This window comes from Propionivibrio sp. (assembly GCF_041441355.1).
In the GTDB taxonomy this organism is placed as follows: domain Bacteria; phylum Pseudomonadota; class Gammaproteobacteria; order Burkholderiales; family Rhodocyclaceae; genus Propionivibrio.
On the sequence record NZ_JASDTF010000022.1, the window covers coordinates 35,218 to 47,009 of the forward strand.

The 11,792-nt window shown below is 65.9% G+C and carries 13 protein-coding genes; 5 read left to right on the plus strand and 8 right to left on the minus strand.

What is annotated here, in order from left to right; translation table 11 throughout:
* The first annotated feature begins 114 nt into the window (after window positions 1-114).
* Window positions 115-327, plus strand: a complete 213-nt coding sequence (locus QMB55_RS09225; protein WP_497588402.1) for a dodecin — start codon at window positions 115-117, stop codon at window positions 325-327.
* Between the two features lie 99 nt (window positions 328-426).
* Entirely contained in the window at window positions 427-1,380 is a 954-nt protein-coding gene (locus QMB55_RS09230; protein ID WP_497588403.1) for a D-2-hydroxyacid dehydrogenase, read from the plus strand.
* Window positions 1,381-1,396: 16 nt separating this feature from the next.
* Here the strand turns inward: QMB55_RS09230 and QMB55_RS09235 are convergent, their stop codons facing one another.
* Both QMB55_RS09235 and aceB read right to left on the minus strand, forming a co-directional pair.
* Window positions 1,397-2,539, minus strand: a complete 1,143-nt coding sequence (locus QMB55_RS09235) for a TGL-type protein-glutamine gamma-glutamyltransferase (protein WP_497588404.1) — start codon at window positions 2,537-2,539, stop codon at window positions 1,397-1,399.
* 210 nt (window positions 2,540-2,749) lie between these two features.
* Entirely contained in the window at window positions 2,750-4,360 is a 1,611-nt protein-coding gene (aceB, locus tag QMB55_RS09240; RefSeq protein WP_497588405.1) for a malate synthase A, read from the minus strand.
* Window positions 4,361-4,626: 266 nt separating this feature from the next.
* Between aceB and QMB55_RS09245 the strand changes: the two genes are divergently transcribed.
* Complete coding sequence (locus tag QMB55_RS09245) at window positions 4,627-5,526, plus strand: LysR family transcriptional regulator (RefSeq protein ID WP_497588406.1); 900 nt, start codon at window positions 4,627-4,629, stop codon at window positions 5,524-5,526.
* 1 nt (window position 5,527) lies between these two features.
* Here QMB55_RS09245 and QMB55_RS09250 read toward each other — a convergent pair whose 3' ends face one another.
* The 3 genes from QMB55_RS09250 to QMB55_RS09260 form a co-directional block, all read right to left on the minus strand.
* Window positions 5,528-5,848: a hypothetical protein gene (locus QMB55_RS09250; RefSeq protein WP_497588407.1), complete on the minus strand. Its 321-nt coding sequence runs from the start codon at window positions 5,846-5,848 to the stop codon at window positions 5,528-5,530.
* 322 nt (window positions 5,849-6,170) lie between these two features.
* Entirely contained in the window at window positions 6,171-7,862 is a 1,692-nt protein-coding gene (locus tag QMB55_RS09255) for a methyl-accepting chemotaxis protein (RefSeq protein WP_497588408.1), read from the minus strand.
* A gap of 90 nt (window positions 7,863-7,952) precedes the next feature.
* Window positions 7,953-8,444 (minus strand): CreA family protein, encoded by a 492-nt coding sequence (locus tag QMB55_RS09260; RefSeq protein WP_497588409.1) that lies wholly within the window; start codon window positions 8,442-8,444, stop codon window positions 7,953-7,955.
* Between the two features lie 248 nt (window positions 8,445-8,692).
* Between QMB55_RS09260 and msrP the strand changes: the two genes are divergently transcribed.
* Together msrP and msrQ are read left to right on the plus strand one after the other, a co-directional pair.
* Window positions 8,693-9,694, plus strand: a complete 1,002-nt coding sequence (gene msrP / locus QMB55_RS09265; protein ID WP_497588410.1) for a protein-methionine-sulfoxide reductase catalytic subunit MsrP — start codon at window positions 8,693-8,695, stop codon at window positions 9,692-9,694.
* Between the two features lie 13 nt (window positions 9,695-9,707).
* Window positions 9,708-10,373, plus strand: a complete 666-nt coding sequence (gene msrQ, locus QMB55_RS09270) for a protein-methionine-sulfoxide reductase heme-binding subunit MsrQ (RefSeq protein ID WP_497588411.1) — start codon at window positions 9,708-9,710, stop codon at window positions 10,371-10,373.
* Here the strand turns inward: msrQ and QMB55_RS09275 are convergent.
* The 3 genes from QMB55_RS09275 to QMB55_RS09285 all read right to left on the minus strand — a co-directional run bounded on the left by QMB55_RS09275 (window position 10,354) and on the right by QMB55_RS09285 (window position 11,735).
* Window positions 10,354-10,608, minus strand: coding sequence for a SemiSWEET transporter (locus tag QMB55_RS09275; RefSeq protein WP_497588412.1), 255 nt, complete (start codon window positions 10,606-10,608; stop codon window positions 10,354-10,356). The genes msrQ and QMB55_RS09275 overlap by 20 nt on opposite strands.
* 203 nt (window positions 10,609-10,811) lie before the next feature.
* Window positions 10,812-11,369, minus strand: coding sequence for a cytochrome b (locus QMB55_RS09280; protein ID WP_497588413.1), 558 nt, complete (start codon window positions 11,367-11,369; stop codon window positions 10,812-10,814).
* Window positions 11,370-11,462: 93 nt separating this feature from the next.
* The gene (locus QMB55_RS09285; protein ID WP_497588414.1) at window positions 11,463-11,735 is read right to left on the minus strand and encodes a hypothetical protein; all 273 of its coding nucleotides are present in this window, start codon (window positions 11,733-11,735) and stop codon (window positions 11,463-11,465) included.
* Window positions 11,736-11,792 lie beyond the last annotated feature (57 nt).

Here is an 11,792-nt window from a genome sequence, read left to right on the forward strand (position 1 = left end):
GCTTGCGCATTGTTTGCCGGGGGCGGCAGAGGGTATAGTCTTCTTGAAGAGGTGCCGGCGTCATTGCGCTGCGCGCCCCGTCGTCGCCCCCTTTTCAACCCGCCGGAGAACGCCATGTCGGATCATGTCTATAAGATGATCGAGATCGTCGGCTCCTCGCCCGTAAGTTCGGACGAAGCCATCCGCAATGCCATCGAGACCAGCGCGAAAACCATTCGTCACATTTCGTGGTTCGAAGTCGTCAAGACGACCGGGCACGTGGTCGAGGGTAAGGTCGCGCACTTTCAGGTGACGTTGAAAATCGGCTTCCGCATCGAAGACCAGTGAACCTGAGGCCGTAGCGGCGCGTTCGCCGCGGCGGTTTTACTCTTTTCCCGCCAGTCCTTCGCCCCCTTCCGGGGGGGGCGCCTTCATTCTCGATCGCTCATGTTGCCGAAAATTGTTTTTCTCGACCGTTCGACGGTGGCCGTGCCGGTTCGTCCGGTGGCTTTGCCGCATCTCTGGCAGGAGTATCCCGCGACGACGGGCGAGGACGAAACCGTCGCCCGCCTGCAGGAAGCCGCCGTCGCGATCACCAACAAGGTGCCGATCACGGCGGCCGTTCTGGCCCGCCTGCCGGCGCTCAAACTGGTCGCCGTGGCCGCGACGGGCTACAACGTGATCGATCTCGACGCCTGCAGGGCGCGCGGGGTGACGGTGTGCAATGTGCGCGACTACGCGGTGAGCGGGGTGGCCGAGCATTGCCTGATGCTGATGTTGGCCTTGCGTCGGCAACTGTTCGCCTATCGCAGCCGGGTGTTGGCCGGCGATTGGCAGCGTTCGCCGACCTTCTGCTTGCAGACGCCAAGCTTGTTCGAGCTGGGCGGCAGCACCTTGACGATCGTTGGTGGCGGCGTGCTGGGCCAGGGGCTGGCGGAGTTGGCGCGCGGGCTGGGAATGCGGATCGTGTTCGCCGAACATAAAGGCGTGGCGCACGCACGTTCGGGGCGGGTACCGTTTTCCGAGGCGCTGGCTGCCGCCGACGTGCTGAGCCTGCATTGTCCGTTGTCGCAGGAGACAAGGAATCTGATTGGCGCCCCCGAACTGGCGCAGATGAAACGTAGCGCCATCCTCATCAACACGGCGCGGGGCGGGATCGTCGACGAGGCGGCCTTGCTCGAAGCGCTGCAGCGGGGCGTCATCGCCGGAGCGGGCGTGGATGTGCTGAGCGAAGAGCCGCCGCGCAACGGCAATCCGCTGCTCGATGTCGATCTGCCGAACCTGATCGTGACGCCTCACATTGCCTGGGCCAGCGTCGAAACTGTCGAAAAGCTGGCCGAACAATTGATCGGCAACGTCGAGGCCTTCTTGCGCGGTGCGCCGCGCAACGTGGTCGTCTGAGCTTGCGGGGCGCCGCTCAGGCGGTGCCGCTCTGCGGCAGGCGCAGGTCGGCCGTGCCCTGGCACAGCGGGCGCGGGCATTCGCGCGAGGCGTCGATGCAGCCGCCTTCGGCGTAGATGCCGCGGCCGTCGCGCAGGCGCAGCATGCGGTCGAGAATGCGCCGGGCTTCGCGCGGGTGGGTCAAGGATTCCTGCACGCAGGCATCGACCACCGTTTCATCCATGCACAGGCGCCCCGGTTCGTCGGACGGGAGGGCGCCGTTACGCCAGTGGTAGATTTCGAGGCACTTGCTGGCCAAGGTGTAGGGTCGGTCGGCGCGCCAGAAATTCGAAAACTGGCCGCCGCCAAGGTAGAAGACCCAAGAGCCTTCGTAGCCGGGGATGTCCGCCGAGCGCGCGTCCGGGTTGCGGAACCAAACCCGGTCACCGGGGATGTAGTACCCCCCGGGCAGCGGGGTGTCGAGCGAACCGAACTCGTGCAGGAACGTATCGTGGAAGCGGCCGGACATGATGGCTTCCGTTTCCCATTGCTTTTGCAAGCTGGCGTAGAGCGCCGGGTTGTGTTCGGCGAGTTCCTGCGCGATGCCGAGCAGGAGCACGTATTCGGTGGCCCTGTAGCAGGAGAATTCGTACTTGTGCGCCGGGTCTTCCGGCTGTGTGGCTTTGAGCAGGGCTTCGATCAGCGATTTCCCGGGGCGCAGGGTGAAGCCGCGTTCGCTGTCGTAGGTCCAGTAGTCCCAGGGGCGTTCTGCTGCCTCGGTGTCGAAGGCCAGTTGCGTCTTGTGCGCGGCGGCGACGATGCGTTCGCGAACCCGGATGGCGGCGTCGAATTCGTCCAGCGTCGGGTATTCGAAGCGCAGGGGCGATCCTAGCAAGGCAGCAACGATTTCGCGGCGCAGTGAAAATTCACCGTGGCGTTCCAGTCGTTCGGCCAGCCCCAGTGTTTCGAAACGGGGCGTGAGCCCAACCGCGGCGTGCGCGGTGAGCGTGGCGTCCAGCGTGTCTCCGCGCCGTTCGATCTGCGTGTATTCGGCCAGTCCGAGCGCTTCCAGGCAGGCGTCGAAACGCTCGCGCGCCGACGGCGCGACCCGGTGCAGCCGGATACCGGCGATCTGTTCGCGTTGGCCGAAGCCAATGCGCCCGAGAAATTCCCTGTGCATTTTCTTCCTCCACCCCCCGCCGATGCCTTGTGTTTTTCGCATCGGTTCTGTTTATGGGGGGAGGATAACACCTCGAGCAGAGGGTGGTGCATCCGATTCATTACATTTTGTTACACGTTTTTCGTCTGGTGAAACGCGGGGCGGCGCCTCTGGCGCAAGCAAGCCCGACGCCCTTGTCCTGGCGCCGGGACGTCGGGGCGCGTGCTTGGCTCAGTTCATCGTCTCGTACAGCGGTAGCGTGAGGAACTCGGGGTACTCCGGTGCCAGGCTCATGCGCTCGAAGAGGCGTGCGGCCTGCTCGTAGGTGCTGCCGTCCTCCTCTTGCGCGGCGATCGTGGCTTTGACCTTGGGCAGTTCCTCGCCGATCAGCCGGCGGACCAGGTCGGCGTCGACCTTGCGACCGTCGTCGAGGACGCCTTTGGGCGACACCACCCATTGCCAGACCTGCGAGCGCGAGATCTCGGCCGTTGCGGCGTCCTCCATCAGGTTGTGGATCGGCACGCAGCCGTTGCCGGCCAGCCATGAACCGAGGTAGTGAATGCCCACGTTGATGTTGTTGCGCAGGCCTGCTTCGGTGATCGGCTGTTCGGGACGGAAGTCGAGGAAGTCGGCGGCGGTGAAGGTCTCGTTGCGCTGCTTGTCCCACTGGTTCGGGCGCTCGCCAAGCACCTTGACGAATTCCTCCAGGGCGATCGGCACCAGGCCCGGATGTGCGACCCAACCGCCGTCGAAACCATCGTTGGCATCGCGCGTCTTGTCGTGGCGGATGCCGGCCAGCGCTTTTTCATTGGCTTCCGGGTCGTTCTTGATCGGGATCAGTGCGCTCATGCCGCCGATCGCCGGTGCGCCGCGTTTGTGGCAGGTGCGGATCAAGGCCAGGGCGTAGGCGCGCATGAACGGCACTTCCATGGTGATCGCGCTGCGGTTGGCGAGGCAGAAGTCGCGGTTCTGGCGGAACTTCTTGATGCACGAGAAGATGTAGTCCCAGCGCCCGGCGTTGAGTCCGGCGGAGTGCTCGCGCAGTTCGTAGAGGATTTCTTCCATCTCGAAGGTGGCGAGGATGGTCTCGATCAGTACCGTGGCCTTGATCGTTCCGCGCGGCAGGCCGAGCTGCTCCTGGGCCATGACGAAAACCTCGTTCCACAGGCGCGCCTCGAGGTGCGATTCGAGTTTGGGCAGGTAGAAGAAGGGGCCGGCGCCGCGCGCCACCTGTTCGCGGGCGTTGTGAAAGAAGAACAGCGCAAAGTCGAAGAGCCCGCCCGAGACGCGCTCACCGTCGACGGTGACGTGCTTTTCATCGAGGTGCCAGCCGCGCGGCCGCACCTGCAAGGTGGCGATCTGCTCGTTCAGCCGGTATTCCTTGCCGGCTTCGTTGGTGAAGGCGAGGTTGCGGCGAACGGCGCGGTAGAGGTTGATCTGCCCCTGGATCTGGTTCTCCCAGCGCGGGCTGTTCGAATCCTCGAAGTCCGTCATGTACGAGTCGGCGCCGGAATTGAAGGCGTTGATGATCATCTTGGCTTCGACCGGGCCGGTGATCTCGACACGTCGGCGTTCCAACGCCTTGGGCAGGGGCGAAATGCGCCAATCGCCGTCGCGCACGGCGCGCGTCTCGGGCAGGAAGTCCGGTATCTCGTCGGCGTCGATGCGGGCTTGGCGGGCGCGGCGCGCGGCGAGCACGTCCAGGCGACGGCCGTTGAACGCGCGGTGCAACTGGGCCACGAAGGCCAATGCCTCGGGCGTGAGCACGGTGTCGTAACCCGCGTGCAGCGGGGCGTTGATCTGCATGCCCGCGGGCAGAGTGAGGTTGGCGATGCGATCCATGCGTTGGCTCCTTGTTCGGGCGTTCGGGAAGGGGGTAAGCGAATCCGAGTGTTTAAAAATTGGAACGGCGTACGGCGGGTGTGCTCAGCCATTCTAGGGAAGGACCGGACGCTTGATTAGAGGGCGAGAATGCAAACCATTTTTTCATTTAAGTATAAAATTTTGATTGCTTGTCGTTTAATTCGGTATTTAATGTAAGCATTCTGTAAGTCTTGTCGCACCGTGCCGTCGTAGTGGGCGATGGGCGGCGCATCCCGGAGAGCAAGATGGCGGATCGTTTGGCACAGATCGAGGCGTTCGTGAACGCGGCGACGCGCGGTAGCCTGTCGGCGGCCGCCCGGCAGGAAGGGGTGACGCCAGCGGTGATCGGTCGTCGCCTCGATGCGCTCGAAGCCCACCTGGGCGTGCGGCTCCTGGTGCGCAGTACGCGGCGCTTGTCGCTGACGTTCGAAGGACAGTCGTACCTGGAAGATTGCCAGCGGCTGCTGGGCGACTTGGCGAGTGCCGAGGCGGCGGTCATGCAAGGGGGCTTGCAGGCCTCAGGGCACATGCGGGTCTCGGCGCCGGCCGGTTTCGGGCGTCGGCACGTCGTCCCCGTGGTGGCGCGTTTCATGGCCGAGCATCCCGGGGTACAGGTGACGCTGGATCTGTCCGACCGTTTGGTCGATTTGGTCAACGAGGGCGTCGATTGTGCCGTGCGCATCGGCGAGATGCCGGATTCGAGCCTCGTGGGCACCAAGCTTGGTGAGATGCGACGGGCCGTGGTCGCCAGCCCTGAGTATCTGGCGCGTTGTGGCGTTCCGCAGACCCCGTCCGATCTGGCCCGGCACGAATGCCTGTCGCTGGGCCTGCAGCGCGGCTGGATGCTGCGGCCGAGCCCTGAAGCCGCACCCGTCGCGGTCAAGATCGGCGGTCGTTTTGCGTGCAACGACGGTACGGTGCTGCACGAATGGGCGGTGGCCGGCGCCGGTCTTGCCTGGCGTTCGCTCTGGGAGGTCGGGGCCGATTTGCGCGCCGGACGACTGGTAGCCGTGCTCGAGGAGCATGCGCCGCCGCCTTTGGGCATTTATGCGCTGTATCCGCAACGTCGTCATCTGCCGTTGCGCGTCCGCTTGTTCGTCGAGGCGTTGCGTGCGGCGTACGCTCAACCGGAGTGTTTTGCCTGACCTATTCGCGTTCGCCAAAAAGACGGGCAACGCAAGCGTTGCAGCCGCGCAAACCGACGAGCAGGCCGAGTCCGGACAGGGCGAAACCCAGATCGATGATCGCGCCAACGAAATTATGCGCCGGTTCGCCGTGCAAAGCCCAGCCGAGCGCCGGTAATGCGAGGACGAAGAACAGCGAGCCGGCGATCAGCCGTTGCCGTTTCCGCGGCGCATACGGGCGCGCTGCTCCGCTGCAGAGCGTGCCCACGAGGCGGCAGTAGCGGCAGGCGACGCCAGCTTGCGGCGGGTGGAGCGGACGGGGGGCAGAAAAGCGGCGCGGCATGACTGCCTTCCTTGGCAAGGAGAGCTTTCACTCAAGCAAAGCGGTGGCGCTGATGCAAGATCGATGTTGGAAGGGGCTTCAGTCAAAACGGTTGTTGAGTTTAGATGGCCCAGGGAAGGCATTAGGTGCGATTGGCGGGCGAAAAACGGGTTAATTGCTTGTGCCGCAGATTAATCAATATCAGTTGCTGCAAGCAGCTCGAATAGAGCTACCTTGACATAAAAAAGCGCTTGTCTGATCCCTTCATGCTTTGTTTCGATTAATACTGCTAAAACAACCAACGCCGGCGTTTAGCCGGCGTTGAGGTTGAGAGGTGTGGGGGTCAGATGCGGAATCGGCCGACGAGCTCGTGCAGGCGATGGGAGAGGGCGTTGAGCTCGCTGACGGTGGCGGTGGCGCGCTGGACGGCCTGATCGGTTTGCATGGTCATGCGGTTGGCCTGCTCGGCGGCGTTGGCCATCTCGTTGGTGGCGACGGACTGCTCGCGGGTCGACGCGGCGATGTCGCGGATCGAAGCGACGACGCGGGCGACCTCATCCTCGATGCCGGCGATCTCGGTGGCGACGGCCTGGGAGGCGGAGAGGCCGGTACCGACGGAGCGCTGGGTATCGTTCATGTCCGTGAGCGCCGAACGGATGTCGCCGTGGGTGGCATCGATCAGGCTGCCGATATCGACGGTGGCCTTGGCGGTGCGCTCGGCGAGCTTGCGGACCTCGTCGGCGACGACCGCGAAGCCGCGTCCGGACTCTCCGGCGCGGGCCGCCTCGATGGCCGCGTTGAGGGCCAGGAGGTTGGTCTGCTCGGCGATCTCGCGGATGGCCGCGATGATCGAATTCATTTCGCTCGAACGGCGGCCGAGCGAATCGAGGGTGGTGGCCAGGCGGCCGACCTCGGACGAGATCTGGTCGATGTCGCCCGAGAGGTCGTCGATGCCGCTGTTGAGCTGGGTGGCGTTGTCGCGGACCTCGAGGAACATGGTGCGCAAGGACGCGATGAAGCGGTTGAAGGCCTCAGCGGTCTGTCCGATCTCGTCGCGCGCGGTGACCGGCAACTGGCGGGTGAGGTCGCCCTGCCCGCCGGCGATCTCGGTGAGCGCATCGCGCAGGCCAAAGAGGTCCTTGAGCAGGCGGGCGAGGGCGAAGTGGGTGGCGACGGCGCCGAGGGCGGCGACGAGGACCCCGGAGAGGATCAGCGACCAGAGCAGGGTGGTGAGCGGGGCGAGGATCGCGGCCTTGTCGATGACGGCGGCGAGGGCCCAGTCGGCGCCGGGGATCGAGGTGACGGCGACGTACTTGGTGCGGCCGTCGATGGTCATCTCGCGCAGGGCGATGGTGTCGCCGGCGTTCTGGAGGGCGGCGGCGTCGAAGCCGGGCATGACCTCGGCGACGGGCTTCAAGGTTGAATCGGGCTTGGCGTGGGCGACGACCTTGCCGTCGCGCGTCGCCAGAAAGGCGTAACCGTCGCCGCGCAACTGGATGCGGGTGACGATGGCGATCACGTCTTCGAGCGTGATGTCGCCGCCGACGACGCCGGTGACGCCATGCGATTCGAAGGCGCGGGCGAAGGTGATGCCGAGTTTCTTGGTGCTGGCGAAGACGTAGGGTTCGGTGGCGATGGCGACGCGTTTTTCGACTGCCAGCTTGTACCAGGGGCGCGAGGTCGGGTCGTAGCCCTCGGCCGCTTTCTTGTCGGCGAGGTTGTAGAGCATGCGCTTGTCGGCGTAGCCGGCGAAGGTTTGCTCGAAACGACCGGCGTCCTTGCCGGTGTTGAGGAAGGGGCGCGGATCGGTGGCACCGTCGTTGAGGCGGGCCGCTGCGGCGCTCATCGCATCGCGCCGTTGTTCGGACCAGCGCGAGATGGCCTCGCGGTTGCCGCGGACGGCCGATTCGATCTCGTAGGTGACCCCGGTGACGATTTCTTCACGCATCTCCTTGTAGGCGAGGCTGGTGAGCGCGGCGACGACCACGCCGAGCAGAACGACGACGAAGGCGAGCAGGCGTTGCTTGAGTGACACGGTAAGACCTCCCTGGACAACGGTGGATGCAGGTGTGATGTATGCGCCTCTACGGCGTCTTTATCGAAGGCTTGAGGGTGAAATGTACGGTCAGGGGGCGGCCCAGGGGCGGACCGGGACCGTGGCGATGCTGTTGGCTGGGGCGCCATCGATCAGCTTGCGGCTGATGGCGAGATAAACGAGGGTGCGGTGCGACTCGTCCCACAGGCGGACGACCTTGGTTTCCTTGAAGACCAGCGAGGTGTCTTCGGAGAACACCGTCGCCTCCTTGGGCATTTTTTCCGGCAGGACGATCGGCCCGGTCTGCCGGCAGGCGAGCGCGAACTGCGAGGGGTCTTCGGCCAGACCGAGGCTGCCGCTGATACCGCCGGTCCGCGCCTGGCTCACGTGGCAGGTGACGCCGGGGATCTTCGGGTCGGAGAAGGATTCGACGCAGACGCGGTGGTTGGCGCCCAGCAACTTCCATTCGGTGGTGACGCAACCGACGCGCTCGGCCTGAGCAGCGAGCGGCAGGGCGAGGAGGGCGGCGGCGAGCGCGGCGAGGGGGCGGGGAGCAAGGGAAAAAGCGCAATGACGATGCATGGTGTAAGGATTCCGTACGGTGAACGACCAATGCCTGGGAGCGGCGGTTTCGCCTCGCGGTCTCGGTTTTCTGTGGGCTCGAAGCGCGCTGCATCCCTAGTTTAATGCCCTCGCTCCCGGCTGAGAATCTTGTGCCGGGTGGCGGGGTCCAAACCACATGGCCGCCGCGGCTTCGCCGGCGTCGCCGAAATCAGCGCGGCGCCTTGCCGAACGGGGCGCGAGGCGCAAAACGGAAAGGAAGTGCAGCGATGGGCATCCTCATCAAGAACGCGTCGGCCGCGGTGCCGGCGGACGAAATCACCCCGCGCGCGGTGTTCGAGCAACGGCGCCGGCTGCTGGCGGCGGCCGCTGCCGGAACCTTCGGTGCCGCGCTCGCGCCCTGGGGCTTGCGTCAGGCCTGGGCCGCCGGGAGCGAGGCGGGGCGCGGCGAGCGGCTGGCCGCGAAGCCGCATCCAGCCTACGCCTTGGACGCCTCGGATGCCGTCCTGACGCCGTACAAGGATGTCATCGGCTACAACAATTTCTACGAATTCGGCACTGACAAGGCCGACCCCGCGCGCGAAGCCCATCGCCTGCAGACCCGGCCGTGGACCGTTGCCGTCGAAGGCCTGGTCGGCAAGCCGCGCGTCTTCGACCTCGATGAATTGCTCAAGCTGGCGCCGCTCGAGGAGCGCGTCTATCGCCTGCGCTGCGTCGAAGGCTGGTCGATGGTCATCCCCTGGGTCGGCTATTCGCTGTCCGAGCTGATCCGGCGCGTCGAGCCGCTGGGCAGCGCGCGTTTCGTCGAATTCATCTCGCTCGCCGACCGGCGGCAGATGCCCGGCGTCGCCTCGGGCGTCCTCGACTGGCCCTACCGCGAGGGCTTGCGTCTCGACGAGGCGATGCACCCGCTGACCCTGCTCACACTGGGGCTCTACGGTGAAGTGCTGCCCAAACAGAACGGGGCGCCGGTGCGCCTCGTCGTGCCGTGGAAATACGGCTTCAAGAGCGCCAAGTCGATCGTGAAAATCCGCTTCGTCGCGCAGCAACCGAAGACCAGCTGGTCGCTGGCGGCGCCGCGCGAGTACGGTTTTTATTCCAACGTCAATCCGACGGTCGATCATCCGCGCTGGAGCCAAGCCAATGAGCGGCGTCTGGGCGAAAACAAGGGCGGCTTTTTCGCGCCGCGGCGCAAGACGCTGATGTTCAACGGCTACGCCGAACAGGTCGCCTCGCTCTATGCGGGCATGGACCTGCGCGCTAATTTCTGAGCGGGGCGATCGCATGCGTCTCGTTTTTCCGCAGGGCTTTGCTCTGGTCCGTCTGGCGCTCTTCCTGGCCGCCTTGTTGCCGCTGGCCCGGCTTTTCTGGCTCGGGACGGGCGACGGCCTGGGCGCCAACCCGGTCGAATTCGTGACGCGTTCGACCGGCACCTGGGCGCTCGTTTTTCTCTGCCTGTCGCTGGCCATGACGCCGCTGCGCCGCTTGACCGGCGACGGCCGCTGGCTGCGCCTGCGGCGCATGCTCGGACTGTACTGTTTCTTCTACGCCGGGCTGCATGCCGGATTGTGGCTCTGGGTCGAACACGCCTTCTCGTTGCTCGAGATGCTGCGCGATGTCGGCCGGCGGCCCTTCATTGCCGCGGGCTTCGCGGCCTTCGTGCTGCTCGTGCCGCTGGCCGCGACCTCCAACACGGCGTCCATCCGCCGCCTCGGGGCGAACTGGCAGCGCCTGCACCGGCTGGTCTATCTGATCGCCGTGGCGGCGATCCTCCATTACGGGTGGCACAAGGCGGGCAAGAACGACCTGGCCCCGGTGCTGCCGTATGCCTTGACGGTTGCCGGTCTGCTCGGCGTCCGCCTGTGGTGGGCGCTTGCAGCCCGGCTGCAGGGCAAGCGGGACGGCGCTCGACGGGAGAGCGAACGACGCCCTAGCCGTGGCGGAGCTTGAGCGTCAGAACGGTACCGGCGAGGACCAGGGTGACGGCATTGGCGACGATGATCGGCCACGCCTCGAGGAGCAGGCCGTACACCAGCCACAGCGCGACGCCGCAGGTGAACAGCAGGTACATGCGCAAGGAAATGTCTTTGGTGTGCCGGGTCTTCCAGGTCTGCCAGACCTGGGGCACGAAGGAGAGGGTGGTCAGGCTGGCGGCGAAGTAGCCGATCCATTCGGTCGAGAGCATGGGATCAGGGAGCAAGGGCTGACGGCGGGCAAGGGCCGGGAGCGCCTAGTATATGGGCGCGCGCCTGGGCCGGCCAGCGCGGGTTTGCGGAAGGCAGTCGGGCGCCGCACGGCGGAGTCGATGGCTGCGGCGAGCCGCCGAATGGCGCGGTGGTCGCTGTATCCGTCCCGTCCGCCGGAGAGGACGGACGAGACGTCATGGCCTCAGCTGTCCTTGCCGCGGCCGGTGGAGAGGGCCATGCGGCCGATCAGCCCGTCGCGCAGGATGAACTGGTGGTAGAAGGCGCCGACGATGTGCAGCGCCACGACCGCCGCCAGGATGCGCGCCGTGACAACGTGGATGGCGTAGAGCGGTTGCTGCGCGTAGGTGGTGGGAAAACTCGCCTCGCCGCCCTGAAAAACCGCCCACAGGGTTTCGGGCAGGTTGAACAGCGCCGCGATGCCGATCCCGCTGCCGACCATGGCCAGCACCAGCACGTCGAAGACGCGATGCACGAAAGGGACGATGCGGTCGGCGACGGCGATGCCCGAGAGCATCGGCGCCGGACGCCGGGTGTGCGGACGGATGAAGAGGCGGATCAAGGTCAGGCCGAGGATCAGTCCGCCGACCAGCATGTGTTTCAGGAGGGCGGTGGCTTTGGCCGGGTCGGTCGGCGCGATGCGCGCCATGACGAAAGTGCCCATGACCAGGGCGGCAAGGATCAGCACGGCGATCGCCCAGTGCAGGGCGCGCAGTGTCGGGGGGTAACGGTTCGGACGCACGGGAATACCTGAAACGAATAAGTTGAGGGCGGCAAAGGGCAAGGCCCGTCCGCCGGCACCTGGGCGCCGGGGGCGGAGACGAGGGGGCCGGGCTTAGCGGCGCTTGCCGGTGTCGGCGACGTCGAGCATGCGGCCGGGACGGTCGTTTCCCGAGGCGCGCGAGCCTTGCGGCTTGTTGTAGTTGCTCATGCGCTGCTGGTAGTCGCGGTTGGCGCGGGCGCTGTCCTGCTGGCGCCGGGCGTGGTCGCGGCGCGCCTGTTCGAGGCGCTGCTGCTCCTTGCGCTCGAGGTCGGCGTAGTTGTTGCCGGCCGACCAGGCGGCCTGGGTGGCGAGGCCGAGCAACAGGGCGAGGGTGAGACGTTTCATGCGGAGTTCTCCCTAGACGGACGGACCGGGTGCGCGGCATGGGCGCGGCCTCTGGTC